The organism is Cytobacillus oceanisediminis 2691 (genome assembly GCF_007678455.1).
Taxonomy (GTDB): Bacteria; Bacillota; Bacilli; order Bacillales; family Cytobacillaceae; genus Mesobacillus; species Mesobacillus oceanisediminis_A.
Genome location: NZ_VEEP01000001.1, coordinates 230,015 through 247,746 on the forward strand (window position 1 = coordinate 230,015; position 17,732 = coordinate 247,746).

A 17,732-nucleotide genomic window follows, 5' to 3' on the forward strand; every position below is an offset into this window, starting at 1 on the left:
CAACTGGAGAGGTGACAAATGAAAGGATATTTGCATCTGGCTGACGGAAAGACATATCAGGGATCCCTGCTTGGTTCGCTTCCTGAAGAGGGAATCGCCGGTGAAATTGTGTTTTTCACAGGAATGACAGGATATCAGGAGGTACTGACCGATCCTTCCTATAAGAATCAAATCATTGTGTTCACTTATCCGCTGATTGGCAATTACGGTATAAATAATGAGGATTTTGAAAGCAAGAAGCCGCATGTTGCAGCGGTAATTGTCTGTGAAGCTGCCAAAGAGGCCTACCATTATGAAGCACAGCATTCTTTTACCGAGTATCTTGAAAAATGGAATATTCCGGTCCTTGAACATATTGATACCCGTGAGCTTGTAAAAAGCATCCGGCAAAATGGCACGATGCCGGCAGTTCTGGCAGCTGGCCGTGAAAGTACTGTATGCTGCGACACCATCGACAGCCTGAAGGTAAAAGAGGTTTCAGTCCAGTCACCGGTGACGATTGGAAGGGGCAATACCCACATCGTATTGGTCGATTACGGATTCAAAAAATCGATTGCCGACTATCTCGTTAAACAAAGCTGCCTTGTTACAATCGTTCCCTATGATTATAGTGCGGAACAAATTTCGGCACTGAAGCCTGATGGGGTGCTTTTATCAAATGGACCAGGAGATCCAAAAGAGTTGATTGATCAGCTGCCGGAAATCAGGAAAGTGGCTGAATATTATCCGGTATTGGGAATCTGTCTCGGCCATCAGCTGGCGGCCCTTGCTTTCGGAGGGGATACGAGAAAAATGCTGTTTGGACACCGGGGAGCAAACCAGCCTGTATTCGATGTGACGGGAAACCGTGTATTCATGTCATCACAAAATCATAGCTATGCGGTTGATCAAGATAGTATCGAGCATACAGGTTTGAAAATACGGTTCCTTAATAAAAATGACCAGTCCATCGAGGGGCTTTACCATGAAAAACTGCCGCTGATTACCGTTCAATTTCATCCAGAAGCAAGTCCGGGACCTGAAGATAGCATCTTCATATTCGAAGAATTCATCAATACAGTCAAATACAGAAAGCGGAGAGAAGTCAGCTATGCCTAAGGATACAAGTATTAAATCAATATTGGTCATTGGATCTGGCCCCATTATCATCGGCCAGGCAGCAGAATTTGATTATGCAGGAACACAGGCCTGCATCGCTCTGAAAGAGGAAGGCTACCGTGTCATACTTGTCAACAATAACCCTGCCACCGTCATGACGGATCATGTGTTTGCCGACGCAGTCTATTTTGAGCCGATGACAGTGGAAAGTGTAGAAAATATCATCAAAAAAGAAAGGCCAGATGGCATTCTCGGCACACTGGGCGGCCAGGCAGGACTAAATCTGGTTTTTAAGCTGAGTGAACAAGGAATCCTCGAAAAATACCGTGTGAAAGTACTTGGTACTTCAGTGTCGAGCATCAAGCAGGGGGAGGACAGGGAAGCATTCCGAAGCCTGATGCATAAGCTGAATGAGCCTGTGCCGGAAAGCGAAATCGTACAAATGGTGGAAGAAGCGGCTGCTTTTGCAGAAAGAATCGGTTTTCCGCTGATTGTCCGTCCAGCCTATACACTTGGCGGCACAGGAGGCGGAATTGCCGATGATATGGATGAATTACTGGCGCTTGTTTCCGGGGGATTGAATGAGAGCCCAATCAACCAATGCCTGGTGGAAAGAAGCATTGCCGGCTTCAAAGAAATTGAATATGAAATGATGCGTGATTCAGCTGGAACTTGTATCGCCATTTGTAATATGGAAAATATCGATCCAGTGGGAATCCATACAGGTGACTCGATCGTCGTTGCACCTTCCCAAACGCTGACTGACCGTGAGTATCAAATGCTCAGGACTTCGGCGGTTAAAATTATTTCGGCTTTAGGAATTGTCGGAGGCTGCAATATCCAGTTTGCCCTCGATCCTGAAAGCAAGAAATACTACTTGATTGAAGTGAATCCGCGTGTAAGCCGGTCTTCAGCGCTCGCATCCAAAGCGACAGGTTACCCGATTGCCCGTATGGCAGCAAAGCTGGCCGTTGGATATAACCTGGCAGAGATCAAGAACCCGGTAACGGGAAATACATTCGCCAGCTATGAGCCGGCGCTCGATTATGTAGTAGTGAAAATCCCGAAATGGCCGTTCGAACAATTCCCTCACATTGACCGGACACTGGGGACGCAAATGAAGGCAACCGGGGAAGCGATGGCGATTGACAGAAACTTTGAGCGTGCATTCATCAAAGCCGTCAGGTCCCTTAACATCAAAACCTTGGACTTGAAGCTGCCTGCTATTGCGGATCTTTCCGTTGAAGAGTTATACACCCTTGCAGACAATCAGACAGACCAGCGGATATTTGCTTTGCTGGAACTGCTGCGCAAAGGCGAGAGGATGATGGCTCTCCATGAAAGAACCAAAATAGATCTGTTCTTCCTATCTAAATTCAAATCATTGATTGAAATGGAGAAGGAAATTGAAGGATACAATATCGAAATCATTACACCATCTGAACTAAGAATTTTAAAAGAAAAAGGTTTTAGCGATGCCTATCTGGCAACAGTTTGGAAGGTTGCGGAGAAAGCTGTCAGGGAACTGCGAAGAGAGCAAGGTATAGTGCCTGCATATAAGATGGTCGATACATGTGCTGCTGAATTTGAATCAGCATCCAATTATTTTTATTCGAGCTATTTTGGAGAAAATGAGGCGATGGCTAAAAGCGGAAAGCGGAAGGTCCTCGTCATCGGAAGCGGCCCAATCAGCATCGGTCAGGGAATTGAGTTTGATTATTGCTCAGTTCACGGCGTCTTTGCCCTTAAGGAAGAAGAAATCGAAACGATCATGATCAATAACAATCCCGAAACAGTCAGCACAGATTTTGCGATTTCCGACAGGCTGTATTTTGAGCCATTGGCATTGGAAGATATCTTGAATGTGATTGAGCTTGAAGGAATTGATGAAGTCATTGTTCAGCTCGGCGGACAGACGGCTTTAAATCTTGCCAAAGGGCTTGAAGAAGAAGGAGTACAGCTCCTGGGAACATCCTCCGGGACAATTGATGTATTTGAGGACAGAGATGAATTTTACAAACTGCTTGATAAATTGGAGATTCCGCGTGTAAAAGGAGAGACAGCTGCTGACGAAGAAGAATTGCGGAATGCAGCCGAGCGTCTCGGATACCCAGTAATGATCAGGCCATCTTATGTCATTGGCGGGTTGAATATGGTCATAATTCATAACCAACAGGAGTTGAATAATGTATTGGAAGAAGGAAATATACATTACCCGATTCTTGTTGATCAGTATCTTGAAGCAAGTGAGGCAGAGCTTGACCTTGCGGCGGATGGTGAGCATATCCTGATTCCGGCGATCATCGAGCATATCGAGAAGACAGGAGTCCATTCAGGGGACAGTTTTTGTATGATCCCTGCCCAGAGCTTCCCGCCAAAAATGAAACGGAAAATGGCTGATTATGCCAAGAGGATTGTGAGCAGTTTGAAATATAAGGGGTTAATGAATGTTCAGTTCATTGTGAAAGGTGAGGACGTGTATTTACTGGAAGTCAATCCACGTTCAAGCAGGACCATGCCGATCGTTAGCAAGGTAGCCGGAGTGGATTTAGTGGAAAAAGCGACAAAAATATTGCTTGGGAAATACTTTTTGTCGAAAGACGAAATCAAACTCGATTCTGATGCACCTTTCATCTGTGTCAAACACCCTGTATTTTCGAACTTTGCACTAAAAGGGCTTGACAGCAAAACAGGTCCTCAAATGATATCGACAGGAGAAGGAATCAGTGTAGGAGCCTCTTTTCAAGAAGCCATAAATAAAAGTTTTCATTCCTTAAATGGAAAGAGTGTCAACGGTACCATTGCCATTGCTGATAAGAAGGTTTTATCGGAAGTGGAAAACAAATTCCCTTCTTTACAGCTTGTGGATATTGACCATGTAACTGAAGATAACTTAATCGCTGCCTTGTATTGCCCCGGGACTTTGAAAGAGGATATCGCTCTAAGGGAGTGGGCAGTAAAGAACAGAAAAATCGTCTTGACCCAAAAGGAAACATTATATGCTTTTTTAGAAAGCCAATCCATGCAATCCTGGAATGTAAAATCCCTAGGAGAATGGCTGACAGAAAAAAATGAGGAAGTGATTGTAAGATGACAGCACTGCAACAGCTTGATACCAATCTAAAAGGCAAAGATTTATTAACTCTTGCCCATATAGAAAAACATGAGATTCTGGCATTGCTGGAAAAGGCAATGATCCTCAAAGAAAAAACGCTCAAAAAACAATTTGACCAGCCTTTAAAAGGGAAAATCCTTGGAATGATTTTTGATAAATCCTCGACTCGGACCCGGGTTTCATTCGAAGTAGGCATGATTCAGCTTGGAGGCAGCGCTCTATATTTAAATGGCAATGATCTTCAGCTGGGGAGAGGCGAATCGCTAAGCGATACAGCCCAGGTTCTTTCACAATACCTGGATGGCATCATGATCAGGACGTTTTCACATAAATCGGTGGAGGAGCTGGCACAGCATGCCGATATACCGGTCATTAACGGATTGACCGATTTATATCACCCATGCCAGGCGCTGGCCGATCTGATGACGATATACGAAAAGAAGGGTAAGCTGGAAGGACTCAAGCTGGCATATATCGGGGATGGCAACAATGTCGCACATTCCCTGATGATCGCCTGCACAAAAGTGGGTCTCGACATATCGCTTGCATGTCCAAATGGATATTACCCTGATTCGCAAATTATATCCCTTTGTGAGAGCTTTGCAGCAAAGAGTGGTGCAAAACTCGTCATTACTGAATCGCCATCAGAAGCTGTTGCTGAAGCAGATGTCATCTATACAGATGTCTGGACGAGCATGGGACAGGAAGGCGAAAACGAAAAAAGAATGAAGGACTTTCAAGATTTTCAGGTTAATGCTGAATTGCTGACGGCAGCAAATGATGATTACCTTTTCATGCACTGCCTTCCCGCACATCGAGGAGAAGAAGTAGCCGCAGATATCATTGATGGTCAGCACTCAGTCATTTTTGAGCAGGCAGGAAATCGACTTCACGCCCAAAAAGCTTTGCTGGTGGAGATTTTGAAGGACTAGATACAAATAAAACCGGCTAAATGTTAGCCGGTTTTTTACCTTAATTAAGAGAAAAGGATCACTGCTGTGCCAGCAATGAAGCAATAAATCGCAAAATACTTCAGATTTCCCTGGGCCATGATATTCATGAACCATTTTAATGAAAAGTAAGAGGCGATTAGTGAAGCAATAAATGCAAATACATACGGTAATGCCAGATCCTTAAGAAATGGGTCTTGTAAAATGTCCGAAAATCCAAGGATCATGCCGCCGACACTGACAGGAATATATAACAGGAAGGAATATCTTAAGGCTGTTTCCTGTTTCATGCCAAGCGCCATTGCGGCAACAATCGTAGCACCCGAACGGCTGATTCCTGGTATGAGGGCTACAGCCTGGGCAAGACCAACAATAATCGCATCCCTAAAACTTAAATCACCGTCACTTTTGCGCCCCCGCAAATTCCGAATCATCCAAAGTGCAAAGCCAGTCACCAATAATGTAATGCCGACAGTTTTTATTGAAGCTAAATTTCCCTCGATAAAGTCGCCAAAAAGGATGCCGATGACTCCTGCAGGAATCGTTCCGACAATCAGGTAGATAATGAACATAAAGTCAGACTTCGCTTCAGGATCTTTATCCTTAAGATATGCAAGTCCATTGACAATTAATCGCCAGATATCTTCCCGATAAATGAATAATACCGCAAATAATGAAGCTGTGTTCACCAAAAGGGCAAAGCTCATGCCCCTGATTTCAAGCCCGAAAAAATGCTCGGCAATTTCAAGGTGGCCGCTTGAAGACACGGGTATTGGCTCTGTAATTCCCTGGAATAAACCTAAAAGTATGTATTTGATCAAATCAAAGAAATTCTCCATAATGATTTCTAATCCTCCATGTTTTTTTAACCCATACAAACTAATGTACAGCATATCCCTTTTTTTTAAAAGGATAAAATAAGCATTAATACTTTGGTTGAGAAAGTAAATAATATTACAGCCGGAATACTTATGAAGGAGGAAGGCAAATGGGTCAGAGTCATCAGTTCCGTGCCGGACAAAAGGCACCTAATAATGGTATTTACATTGAAATCGGCGAAACAGGCAGCAATGTCAACAACCCGCAAAAAATCAAGCTGAAAGCTGGGGATCGCTTTCCTGAAAACTCCAACCATAATCGCCACTGGACATACATGCCAAAATTTAAATAAAAGCAGTAAAGCCATCCAGTGCGGATGGCTTTACTTTATGGAAAATTTTATTATAATGAAATAAAGGTCAAAAAAGGTCAAAGGAGTGATTGGGTTGGATTTAAATAGAATGACGGAAAGCTTACAGCAGGCATTTGTATCAGCCCAGACCCTGGCTGTTCAACATAATCACCAGGAAGTGGACGATACCCATCTGTTGCTCTCCATACTTGGACAAGACGGTAACCTGGCCGCTACCCTATTGACGGGCTTAGGAATGAATCTGGAAAATTATAAAGAAGTCTTAAATAATTCCCTTGCAAAAAAACCACAAGTTTCAGGAAGCGGCGTCGAACAGGGGAAATTATATATTACCTCGACACTGCAAAAGGTTTTGGCACAAGGCGAAAAGGAAATGAAACAGTTTGAGGACGAATATCTGTCGGTAGAACATGTTATCCTGGCAGCACTCGAAACTGCAGGTTCCGAGGCTGGATCTGCCTTGAGGAATTCAGGCATAACGAGGGCAAAACTGCTGGCAAGAATCAAAGAGGTTAGGGGGAATCAGAGAGTGACTTCACAAAACCCAGAGGCGACTTACGAAGTTTTAAAAAAATATGGACGTGACCTAGTTGAGGAAGTCCGCTCAGGTAAGGTTGACCCGGTAATCGGCCGGGATAGTGAAATACGAAATGTAATCCGTATCCTATCAAGGAAAACAAAAAACAATCCAGTCCTGATCGGGGAACCTGGGGTCGGCAAGACTGCTATAGTGGAAGGTTTGGCACAAAGGATCGTGCGTAAAGATGTTCCAGAGGGCTTGAAGGATAAGACGGTATTTGCACTTGATATGAGTGCGCTGATTGCTGGTGCGAAGTTCCGCGGCGAATTCGAAGAGAGATTGAAAGCCGTTTTGAATGAAGTGAAAAAAAGTGAAGGGAAAATCCTTCTGTTCATCGATGAACTCCATACAATCGTAGGGGCTGGGAAGACAGAGGGCGCTATGGATGCAGGGAATATGCTGAAGCCTATGCTTGCCCGCGGGGAACTTCATTGCATCGGCGCGACAACTCTCGATGAGCATCGTAAATACATTGAAAAAGACCCCGCATTGGAACGCAGATTCCAGCAGGTACTGGTACAGGAACCGGACGTAGAAGATACAGTTTCAATTTTAAGGGGATTGAAAGAAAGGTTCGAAATCCACCATGGAGTGAATATCCATGACCGTGCACTGGTTGCTGCTGCCACATTATCTGATCGGTATATAACGGACAGATTCCTGCCTGATAAGGCGATTGACCTTGTTGATGAGGCGTGTGCACTAATCCGTACGGAAATTGATTCAATGCCCTCTGAACTTGATGAGGTAACCAGAAGGGTCATGCAGCTGGAAATCGAAGAAGCTGCATTGACAAAGGAAAAAGATGATGCCAGCCGGGAACGCCTTGAAATTCTTCGTAAGGAACTCGCGAATTTAAGGGAAAAAGCGAATGGGATGAAGGCAAGGTGGCAGCAGGAAAAAGAGGGAATCCAAAAGGTTCAGGAAAAACGTGAAATGTTGGAAAAACTGCGCCGTGAACTGGAAAAAGCAGAAAATGATTATGATTTGAACAAGGCGGCTGAATTAAGGCATGGCCGTATTCCTTCGCTGGAAAAAGAGCTGAAAGAGCTTGAATTGGAGGTTAGCAAGAATGAAGATGACAGGCTTCTTCGTGAGGAAGTAACCGAAGAAGAAATTGCCGGTATCGTTTCACGCTGGACGGGCATTCCAGTAATGAAACTGGTTGAGGGGGAACGGGAGAAGCTTCTCAAGCTTGAGAGCATCCTGCATGAACGAGTTGTAGGGCAGGATGAAGCGGTATCTCTCGTTGCCGATGCAGTCCTAAGGGCAAGAGCAGGAATCAAGGATCCAAACAGGCCGATTGGTTCATTCATTTTCCTTGGCCCTACAGGGGTTGGTAAAACGGAGTTGGCGAAGACGCTGGCACAATCCTTGTTTGACAGTGAAGAGCATATCATCCGAATCGATATGTCCGAGTATATGGAAAAGCATGCTGTTTCAAGGTTGATTGGAGCCCCTCCAGGATATGTCGGGTATGAAGAAGGAGGACAGTTGACAGAGGCTGTCAGAAGGAATCCATATTCTGTCATCCTTCTCGATGAAGTGGAGAAGGCGCATCCTGAAGTATTCAATATCCTCCTGCAAATGCTGGATGATGGCAGGGTAACCGATTCGCAGGGAAGAACTGTCGACTTTAAGAACACGGTAATCATCATGACATCCAATATCGGTTCACACCATCTGCTTGAGCGGCAGGACGGTGCCGAGGAAATCTCTTCTGAAACAAGGGACCTGGTCATGTCCCAGCTGCGCAGCCATTTCCGTCCTGAATTCCTGAATCGTGTCGATGAAATCATTTTGTTCAAGCCGCTTGCATTGAAAGAAATCAAAATGATCGTCGGAAAGTTGGTTTCAACTCTGCAGGGAAGACTGGCAGATCAGCAAATCCAGCTTGATATCACGGATGAAGCCAAAGAGTTTTTAGCAGAACATGGTTTCGATCCTGTCTATGGTGCCAGACCGTTGAAGCGATTCATCCAGAGAAGCGTGGAAACCAAACTTGCAAAAGAAATTATCGCTGGCAGGATAAAAGAGAAAAGTAAGGTGGAAATTGGAATTGAAAATGGGGATATTGAGTTGCGAGTTGAATAACAAAGAAAAAAGTCATCCAGCTGGATGACTTTTTTATGTACTTTAATTAATGACCGTGCTTCTCTTCGGAACCGCCAGGAAGGACTGCAGGAATCACGAGGATGATTATGGTTGCCAAAACAGCCAGGATCGTGCTTTGAGCCAGGTCCAATCCAACGCCAATCATTGCGCCGGCTACATAATTCAGCATTAGAACAAGAAGGAATGTCCAGAATAAAGTCCAGAAATATTTCACGATTTTCACCTCTTACATTATTAAATCTTTTATCATCTTACCACAAGCCATCTAAATTATAAATAATATTTAAATAAAATGAAAAGCGTTTTCATGTAATCAATCGATTTTCCCGTCTGTAGGAATTATTATAGAGATGTAGATAAAATTTCAGGCCATTTGATATGTTTGGCAAATCAAAAAGTCATTTATGAAGATTCTAAGGTTTAATGAGAAAAATGGGCAAACTCCCGTTCATTTCCTGATAAATAACATACAGTAATATGAATAATCTATAGGGAAGGGGTTGGTATGGTGGAGAGCCGGAACTTTAAACTGGATACCGAATGGAACGTGATACATTATCCTGAAAGACCAAATGGTTTCGGTATCCTGGCAATTGGAGACGAAAGACATTTTGTAAATGGAAAAAGCAGTTTTTGGACACAGAATGAAGGTAAACGTTCAATGCTGAACATTTGGAAAAATGAAGGATATACTGTTTTTTATTCAAATTTATACGGCAGGCATTGGGGAAGTGAGAAGGCTGTCGACCTGGCGAAAAGATTGTGCACTCATATTGTCCGCAATGAAATTTTGAACCCATACTTCCATATCGTTGCTGAAGGGATGGGGGCACTCGTCGCATTGAAACTATTAGCCGACAGCGATAATAAAATCAGATCACTGGTTCTGATCAATCCAATCCTCTCATTAACTGCCCATCTGGAACAGGAAAAAGAGAACAAGTTTTTTTATAAAAAGCTTATAGGAGAACTGGAAACGGCGTACGAAACCGGTATCAAGAATCTTCATCAGCGACTTCATGATGAGGATGCAGGTTCCGAAAGCTTCAATAAAGAAACACCGGTAAAAATCATTCATGTTTTGTCTGGGAACAGAGCATATAAACAATCGAATGTCATTAAGCATTTATCAGTTGAATGGGAAAAAGACAGTTTGCCGATTACCATAAGTTACGTGCTGCCCGAAAAAAAACTGCAGATAGGATTCCAAATCGTCCAATTTCTGTCCAAACATGAGCAGGTCCTATAACTCCTTGCAAATATTTTCAATATTAGATTCATAGGATACAAGAGAGTAATTGCAAGGAGGAATTTACATGGAAAGGGCAACTATTGTTGGGGTATACGATTTTATAGGCTATAGTCTTTGTCGGCATTTGCTCGATATGGGCATTGAAGTGGCGGGAATCCATCCTATCGGTGAAAAAGAGAACGATTATACAGAAGAGAAGTGTTTGGAAATTGGCAGGAATGCAAACTTCTCAGAAATCAGTTCATTAGAGTGGCAGACGGATGAAGCTTTTGATTACTTATTTGTTACTCTGTTTGAAGTATTCCTCCAACAGGAGCGCACAGCAGATTATCTGGAGACAATTTTACCTAAACTTGAGTCACGGCAATATAATAACCAGCGGACAGTTTTGCTCCTTCCTGCATATTTGGCGCATGAAAATGTGAAGCTGAATAAGACTGATTTAGGATTGGACCTGTTTATCAACAGTGTAAAGTCTTCAGTCCTGATAATCTATCTGCCGACTATTTTTGGGCCATGGCAGCCTGAGAAGTGTTTTTTCCAGAAAGCGATGAATCATGCCTCAAATCAAAGAGGAGAAATCCTCGAAATCGATCCTTGGGAGTGGACAGAGGATTGTTTGTATATTGATGATGCTGTTAACTTGATTAGGAAAATGGCTGAATCCGGGGAACAAGGGCAGTTTATACTGTCAAGCGGACAACCTGACAGATGGGAAGAGTGTGCCAGGGAACTGCTTGGACAGGACCCAGCAGTTCCTGATAGCCGGTTTGCAAAATCAAAGGTAAAAGGGGCCGTCAAGGTCAAAAAAGTGAAAAAAAACGAAGAAGTCAGCAAAGGGTTGAGGAAACAAAGGGAGCAATATTACCGGATACACGACAGCAGAGTCTGAAGGGATTTTCCATAAATCACTTTTCAAACGATACTCCACAGAGTAAAATGGTAAAAGATTCTTTTACTCGGTTCCATTTTAATAAAGCGAACACTGCTGGATCATATAGTATAAGAACAGTGGCGCATAAAGGAGATGCATCGGATGCTGAAACGTTTCGGGCTGATATTGTTAAGCCTTCTTTTGCTTGGAGGATGCGGACAACCTATTGCATCCGGGAAGGTAGAGAAAGTCGGCCTGCTGGTGCCTGAAACTATTGATGATCAGGTGTGGGGGACAAAGGGATATCGCGGTCTTCTGCAAATCCAGACCCGTCTGGGTGTTGATGTTTTTTTCAAGGAAGGTATGGATTCCCAAGAAGCTGTAGAGGAAGCTGTCAAGGAGTTCGACCGTAAAGGTGTGAACCTGATCTATGGCCATGGCAATGAGTACGCTGCCTTTTTCAATAAGATATCTGAAGAATATCCAGATATCCATTTCATCAGTTTTAATGGAGATGCCCGAAAGAAGAACACGACAAGTCTGAACTTTGAGGGATATGCTATGGGATTCTTTGGAGGTATGGTCGCGAGCCATATGTCTGAAACTGGCAAGGTCGGTATCATTGCAGCTTATGAATGGCAGCCTGAAGTCGAAGGATTTTATGATGGGGCCATTTTTGAAAATAAGAATATGAAGGTCAACATCCGTTATGTTGGCCACTGGGATGACCAAAAGAAAGCGCTGGAAGTTCTTGACGAAGTTTTGGACGAGGGAGCGGATGTTATTTATCCTGCCGGAGATGGGTATAATGTTCCCGTTATCGAAAAAGTGAAGGACAGCGGCTTTTATGTGATTGGCTATATTTCTGACCAGTCCGATTTCGGCGAGTCGACGGTTCTGACGAGTACTGTCCAGCATGTTGACGACTTGTATGAATTAACGGCTGAGAAGTACAATAACGGCAATCTTGAATCTGGCAATTTATCATTCGACTTTCAAGACGGTGTGATTACCCTTGGCAAATTCAGCCCTGATGTCGATTCAGAGTACCGCAAAAAGTTAAATACTTATATCAATACTTATAAAAACACTGGCAAATTACCTAATCAATGATTTGACACTATAGGAGGCAAAGAACATGCAAAATAATGACAAAACAATGGAATTCATGCAAATCGCCATGAAGTACCTGCCAGAAGCCCAGCAAAAACTGCAAGAAGCAGGCATCGAGCTGACAATGGACAATCTGCAGCCATTTTTCACCCTGTTCACAAAAGTAATGAACGAAGCATATGAACTGGGGAAAGCAGACGCTGCACAGGAATAGATAAAAATAAAAGCTGAGGCATGCCTCAGCTTTTATTTTTATCAATGATCTGGTTAAAAAAAGGCTTTACTTTGCCCAAAAGGGGCTTTAGTTCCCTGGCTGATGTGATCAATGTATCAACATGGTACATCACTTCATCTAAATCAATTTGATCAAGGTACTTGCTTAAAGGGGAAGAAGGCTCTGCTGGTTGGTCATTGCTTTCGGCTATGTTCCTCTGACCTCCAAACATGATGTGGTCGAAATGATCGAATTCCTGTCCTTTCTCATCGCCGACTTCTTCTTCACTTCTCCTGAGCTTGAAACCAAACAGGTCTCTAGCTCTTTCATCCTCCATTTTCATTCCCACCTTTCTCTATCTCTTTTTACATCAATATAGTGCAAACTGGCGGCTGGCACTTGTCAGTTTTCAGACGTAATGTCCTCACTGTCAGTCTATGAAGAATCTGGTCATATGGACTGGGTCAATAGTGGAATTCTTATTTTTCAGTTGCAGCAGGGGAGGATTATCTGCTAAAATTAGTACCAAGTCATAATAATTGATAACAATAAATTGTGCTAAATAGACAGAATCCAAAAGATAAAGGAGATGGATCCCATGAATGCAGGGATAATTGGGGTTGGGCGGTACTTGCCTGAAAATATAGTAACGAACCTTGATCTGGAAAAGAAAATGGACACTTCGGATGAGTGGATCCGCACAAGGACGGGGATTGAAGAAAGAAGAATTGCAAATGATGATATGGATACATCACATTTAGCCTATCGTGCTGCAGCAGAAGCCATCAAAAATGCTGGTATTTCTGCTGAAGAACTAGACTTGATCCTGGTAGCTACAGTTACGCCGGATCAGCCTTTCCCAACGGTGTCATGCATGCTCCAGGAACAGCTTGGTGCGAAAAAGGCTGCAGCAATGGACTTGAGTGCCGCATGCGCCGGATTCATGTATGGGATGGTAACCGGAAAGCAGTTTATCGAAGCAGGTACGTATAAGTACGTGTTAATAGTTGGTGTGGAGAAACTATCCAAGATCACTGACTGGAATGATCGGAATACAGCTGTACTTTTTGGTGATGGTGCCGGTGCTGTAGTGATGGGGCCAGTGTCAGACGGTAAAGGAGTACTTTCGTTTGAATTGGGTTCTGACGGAACCGGCGGAAAGTATCTGTATCAGGACGACTATATTGTGATGAACGGCCGGGAAGTTTTCAAGTTTGCGGTAAGGCAAATGGGTGAGAGCAGCATCAATGTACTTGAAAAAGCCGGCCTTTCAAAAGAAGATGTAGATTTCCTGATTCCCCACCAGGCAAATATCAGGATCATGGAGTCTGCACGCCAGCGTCTTGAGCTTCCTATTGAAAAAATGTCAAAAACAGTCCATAAGTACGGAAATACATCTGCCGCTTCAATCCCGATTTCGCTTTTTGAAGAACTAGAAGCTGGAAAAATCAAGGATGGCGATGTAGTCGTAATGGTAGGCTTTGGCGGGGGATTGACCTGGGGCGCGATTGCCATGCGATGGGGTAGATAATTAAAATAACTTCAATCAAAATAAGAGATCAGATAAAGGAGATGCAATAAATGATGGAGAAACGCAGAGTCGTAGTTACTGGAATCGGGGCTGTCACGCCCCTCGGCAATGATGCAGAAACTACCTGGAAAAATATTGTGGAAGGTGTATCGGGAATCGGCCCGGTCACAAGGCTAAATGCCGATGATTTTCCGGCAAAGGTCGCAGCAGAAGTAAAAGAATTCAATGTTGAAAACTTTATAGACCGGAAAGATGCAAGGAAAATGGATCGCTTCACACATTATGCTGTTGCCGCATCCCTGATGGCTGTAAAAGATGCCGAGCTGGAAATTACCGATGAGAATGCGCCGCGAGTTGGTGTATGGATCGGATCGGGAATCGGCGGGATGGAGACATTCGAGCAGCAGCATGAAACATTCATGAATAGAGGGTACCGCAGGGTCAGCCCCTTCTTCGTGCCAATGATGATTCCTGACATGGCAACAGGACAGGTATCGATCACTCTTGGTGCAAGAGGCTTTAACTCATGTACAGTGACAGCGTGTGCGACGGGGACAAACTCAATCGGTGATGCTTTTAAGGTCATCCAGCGCGGTGATGCTGATGTTATGGTAACAGGCGGGGCAGAAGCACCAATAACAAAAATGTCTTTTGCAGGATTCTGTGCAAATACTGCCTTATCGACCAATCATGACCCAGAGAAAGCAAGCAGACCATTCGATAAAAACCGTGATGGCTTCGTGATGGGTGAAGGCGCTGGAATTGTCGTTCTTGAGGAATTAGAACACGCATTGGCCCGCGGAGCAAAAATCTATGCCGAAATCGTCGGCTATGGCGCAACTGGAGACGCATACCATATCACCGCACCCGCTCCAGAAGGTGAAGGCGGGGCAAGAGCGATGAAAATGGCCCTTGATGATGCAGGGCTTGCACCAGAAGAAGTTGGTTATATCAATGCACATGGAACAAGCACCGAGTATAACGATAAATATGAAACAATGGCGATCAAGACAGTCTTTGGCGAACAGGCATACAAGCTGGCAGTCAGTTCAACAAAATCGATGACAGGCCACTTGCTTGGAGCAGCAGGAGGAATTGAGGCAATCTTCACCGTACTTGCATTGAAAGAAGGAATTTTGCCTCCAACAATCAATCTTGAAAATCCAGATCCTGAATGTGATCTTGATTATGTTCCAAACGAAGCACGCAGCCAGCAAGTAAACGCAGCAATCAGCAATTCGCTCGGTTTTGGCGGCCATAATGCTACAATTGCTTTCAGAAAATACGAAGCTTAATGATATCGGTAAAAGTCCTTCGTAATAGAAGCAGGAACCCTTTCGGCAGGGTTTCTGCTTTTTTTGTCGATGAATCCTTTCCGTACCTCCTATGCCCATGAGAATTCCATTTAGGGGCTAATTACACTCTTATAAAACTTCTTCCCCTCATACTAGAATTTGCCTCAATACTCTTTAGTTTCATGAAGAAAGCAGCATTGCTATCAAAAGATCCTTTCAAAAAAAGTAATGAAAGTGTAATAAAAGTACCATGTTCCTAATAATTAATAATTATCAGAATGTTTTATTCAGGCCGATAGTGTCTTCTTTTACTATTAATTTCTTGGGATGGGCGGTGTGCAAGAAACGTGACAGCCTTATTGGAGCTAAAGAACCTAAAAACCTATTTTAAAAGAAAAAAGACAGTGATTCCTGCTGTGGACGGAGTGGACCTTGTCATCAATAAAGGGGAAACTGTCGCTTTGGTGGGAGAATCGGGATCCGGCAAAAGCATTACATCTCTATCAATCATGCGATTGATTCCTAGCCCGCCCGGGGAAATTGTGGACGGGCAGATCCATTTTGATGGGCGGGACCTTGTGATGGCCACAGAGGACGAAATGTGCAAAATCCGAGGCAATGACATTTCGATGATTTTTCAGGAACCGATGACTTCACTGAATCCTGTGCTTACCATCGGTGAACAAATAACCGAAGTCCTGACATACCATCAGGGATTGAATCAGGCAATGGCGAAGCAAAAAGCCATCGAGATGCTGGAACTCGTTGGCTTTTCACGAGCGAAGGAAATTATCAATGATTATCCCCACCGGCTTTCGGGAGGAATGCGCCAGCGGGTGATGATTGCGATGGCCATGAGCTGCAACCCAAAGCTTTTGATTGCGGATGAGCCAACTACAGCTTTGGACGTGACAATCCAGGCGCAGATCCTGGATCTGATGAAGGATTTGAGCACAAAATTCAATACCTCGATCCTGATCATTACCCATGACCTTGGAGTGGTTTCCGAAGTCGCAGACCGGGTTGTCGTCATGTACGCGGGCCAGGTTGTGGAGCAAGCAATCGTGGAGGACCTGTTTGAAAATCCACTGCATCCTTACACTGAGGGCCTGATGGGTTCCATCCCGTCGGTAGACGAGGACCATGCCCGGCTTGTGTCAATAGAAGGAAATGTACCTTCACCCGAGAATCTGCCAAAAGGCTGCCGTTTTGCTCCTCGATGCCCACATGCCTTTGACCGCTGTTTCAGTGAAATGCCAAGTCTTGTGAGGAAATATAGCACACGGTCTGTAAGGTGCTTTTTACATGAAAGCAAGGAGGTGGAGAAATGATTGCAGCCAAGGAATCACTGGAAAACAAATCAAAACAAGATAGCTCCGAAACCTTGCTTGAATTACAAGATTTAAAAAAGCACTTTCCTATTAAAGCAGGACTATTCCAAAAGACAGTTGGTCATATTAAAGCGGTTGACGGAATAAATTTGAAGGTGAATAAAGGAGAGACTCTTGGAATTGTAGGAGAATCAGGCTGTGGCAAATCTACTGTCGGCAGGACGATTATAAGGCTCTATGAACCTACCAATGGAAAAATCATTTTCAACGGCAAGGATATCTCCCATCTTTCGGAGAGTGACCTGAGAAGGGATGTACGCAAAAATATACAAATGATCTTCCAGGATCCATTCGCTTCGCTTAATCCGAGAAAAACATTGAGATCAATCATCAGGGAGCCTCTTGATACCCATCAATTGTATAAGAGCAAAGAGAGGGACATTCATGTTGAGAGCTTATTGGAAAAGGTAGGACTAAATGCTTCGTTTATCAATCGTTATCCCCATGAATTTTCCGGGGGGCAGCGCCAGAGAATTGGAATAGCCCGAACACTGGCATTGAACCCGGAATTGATTATAGCCGATGAAGCTGTTTCTGCCCTGGATGTTTCCATTCAGGCACAAATCATTAATCTGATGGAAGACCTTCAGGAGGAATTTGGGCTTACTTATATTTTTATCTCCCATGACCTAAGTGTTGTCAGACATATTAGTGACAGAGTTGGTGTCATGTATCTAGGAAAAATGATGGAACTCGCTGCAAAAAAAGACCTGTATGCAGAACCGCTGCATCCATATACACAGGCACTCTTGTCAGCTGTTCCGGTTCCTAGAAAGAAAGGTGTCATGAAACGTGAGCGCATCATCTTGAAAGGCGAGCTTCCGAGTCCATCGAATCCGCCCAAAGGGTGTGTATTCCATACAAGGTGTCCAGCTGCATTTGACCTTTGCAGACAAGTGGATCCTGAATTCAAAGAAGTCAAGAACAACCATTTTGTTGCCTGCCATCTATATACATAGGGCAGCTGCAGAAACTGAAGGGGGGAGATAGGTATACCTTTCTGCTTATCTAG

General features: G+C 43.9%; 16 protein-coding genes. 13 read left to right on the top strand and 3 right to left on the bottom strand.

Features of this window, described 5'->3' with window-relative positions:
* Nucleotides 1-18 precede the first annotated feature (18 nt).
* From FS736_RS01180 to argF, 3 genes are read left to right on the top strand one after another with little or no spacing between them, the layout of a single operon-like run.
* Nucleotides 19-1,098 (top strand): carbamoyl phosphate synthase small subunit, encoded by a 1,080-nt coding sequence (locus tag FS736_RS01180; protein ID WP_144474534.1) that lies wholly within the window; start codon nucleotides 19-21, stop codon nucleotides 1,096-1,098.
* Nucleotides 1,091-4,192 carry a carbamoyl phosphate synthase large subunit gene (locus FS736_RS01185; RefSeq protein ID WP_144474535.1) on the top strand — a complete coding sequence of 1,034 codons (3,102 nt, stop codon included), beginning with the start codon at nucleotides 1,091-1,093 and terminating at the stop codon, nucleotides 4,190-4,192. Before FS736_RS01180 ends, FS736_RS01185 begins: the two co-directional genes overlap by 8 nt.
* Nucleotides 4,189-5,145, top strand: coding sequence for an ornithine carbamoyltransferase (gene argF / locus FS736_RS01190; RefSeq protein WP_144474536.1), 957 nt, complete (start codon nucleotides 4,189-4,191; stop codon nucleotides 5,143-5,145). The genes FS736_RS01185 and argF overlap by 4 nt, the downstream gene beginning before the upstream one ends.
* Nucleotides 5,146-5,189: 44 nt before the next feature.
* On the opposite strand, the gene FS736_RS01195 is transcribed toward argF, so the two are convergent.
* Nucleotides 5,190-6,002 (bottom strand): undecaprenyl-diphosphate phosphatase, encoded by an 813-nt coding sequence (locus FS736_RS01195; protein ID WP_144474537.1) that lies wholly within the window; start codon nucleotides 6,000-6,002, stop codon nucleotides 5,190-5,192.
* 149 nt (nucleotides 6,003-6,151) lie between these two features.
* On the opposite strand from FS736_RS01195, the gene FS736_RS01200 reads away from it, so the two are divergent.
* Both FS736_RS01200 and clpB read left to right on the top strand, forming a co-directional pair.
* Nucleotides 6,152-6,334 carry a YjzC family protein gene (locus tag FS736_RS01200; protein WP_079508079.1) on the top strand — a complete coding sequence of 61 codons (183 nt, stop codon included), beginning with the start codon at nucleotides 6,152-6,154 and terminating at the stop codon, nucleotides 6,332-6,334.
* 94 nt (nucleotides 6,335-6,428) lie between these two features.
* Complete coding sequence (gene clpB, locus FS736_RS01205; RefSeq protein WP_144474538.1) at nucleotides 6,429-9,029, top strand: ATP-dependent chaperone ClpB; 2,601 nt, start codon at nucleotides 6,429-6,431, stop codon at nucleotides 9,027-9,029.
* A 46-nt stretch (nucleotides 9,030-9,075) separates the two neighbouring features.
* Here the strand turns inward: clpB and FS736_RS01210 are convergent, their stop codons facing one another.
* A complete protein-coding gene (locus tag FS736_RS01210; protein ID WP_144474539.1) occupies nucleotides 9,076-9,264 on the bottom strand; it encodes a YjzD family protein in 189 nt (62 codons plus the stop codon).
* Between the two features lie 291 nt (nucleotides 9,265-9,555).
* Between FS736_RS01210 and FS736_RS01215 the strand changes: the two genes are divergently transcribed.
* The 4 genes from FS736_RS01215 to FS736_RS01230 all read left to right on the top strand — a co-directional run bounded on the left by FS736_RS01215 (nucleotide 9,556) and on the right by FS736_RS01230 (nucleotide 12,503).
* Nucleotides 9,556-10,299 (top strand): lipase family protein, encoded by a 744-nt coding sequence (locus FS736_RS01215; RefSeq protein WP_313959695.1) that lies wholly within the window; start codon nucleotides 9,556-9,558, stop codon nucleotides 10,297-10,299.
* Between the two features lie 67 nt (nucleotides 10,300-10,366).
* Nucleotides 10,367-11,194, top strand: a complete 828-nt coding sequence (locus tag FS736_RS01220) for an NAD-dependent epimerase/dehydratase family protein (RefSeq protein WP_144474540.1) — start codon at nucleotides 10,367-10,369, stop codon at nucleotides 11,192-11,194.
* Nucleotides 11,195-11,338: 144 nt separating this feature from the next.
* On the top strand, nucleotides 11,339-12,289 hold the full coding sequence (locus tag FS736_RS01225) for a BMP family ABC transporter substrate-binding protein (protein WP_144474541.1): 951 nt from the start codon (nucleotides 11,339-11,341) through the stop codon (nucleotides 12,287-12,289).
* 25 nt (nucleotides 12,290-12,314) lie between these two features.
* Complete coding sequence (locus FS736_RS01230) at nucleotides 12,315-12,503, top strand: ComZ family protein (protein ID WP_144474542.1); 189 nt, start codon at nucleotides 12,315-12,317, stop codon at nucleotides 12,501-12,503.
* Nucleotides 12,504-12,528: 25 nt separating this feature from the next.
* On the opposite strand, the gene FS736_RS01235 is transcribed toward FS736_RS01230, so the two are convergent.
* Entirely contained in the window at nucleotides 12,529-12,840 is a 312-nt protein-coding gene (locus tag FS736_RS01235; RefSeq protein ID WP_144474543.1) for a hypothetical protein, read from the bottom strand.
* A gap of 261 nt (nucleotides 12,841-13,101) precedes the next feature.
* Here FS736_RS01235 and FS736_RS01240 point away from each other — a divergent pair, with 261 nt between their 5' ends.
* The 4 genes from FS736_RS01240 (at nucleotide 13,102) to FS736_RS01255 (ending at nucleotide 17,679) form a co-directional block, all read left to right on the top strand.
* A complete protein-coding gene (locus FS736_RS01240) occupies nucleotides 13,102-14,034 on the top strand; it encodes a beta-ketoacyl-ACP synthase III (protein WP_144474544.1) in 933 nt (310 codons plus the stop codon).
* A 53-nt stretch (nucleotides 14,035-14,087) separates the two neighbouring features.
* Nucleotides 14,088-15,329 carry a beta-ketoacyl-ACP synthase II gene (gene fabF / locus FS736_RS01245; RefSeq protein ID WP_144474979.1) on the top strand — a complete coding sequence of 414 codons (1,242 nt, stop codon included), beginning with the start codon at nucleotides 14,088-14,090 and terminating at the stop codon, nucleotides 15,327-15,329.
* A gap of 347 nt (nucleotides 15,330-15,676) precedes the next feature.
* Nucleotides 15,677-16,660, top strand: coding sequence for an ABC transporter ATP-binding protein (locus tag FS736_RS01250; RefSeq protein ID WP_144474545.1), 984 nt, complete (start codon nucleotides 15,677-15,679; stop codon nucleotides 16,658-16,660).
* Nucleotides 16,657-17,679, top strand: a complete 1,023-nt coding sequence (locus FS736_RS01255; RefSeq protein ID WP_144474546.1) for an ABC transporter ATP-binding protein — start codon at nucleotides 16,657-16,659, stop codon at nucleotides 17,677-17,679. The genes FS736_RS01250 and FS736_RS01255 overlap by 4 nt, the downstream gene beginning before the upstream one ends.
* Nucleotides 17,680-17,732: the final 53 nt, after the last annotated feature.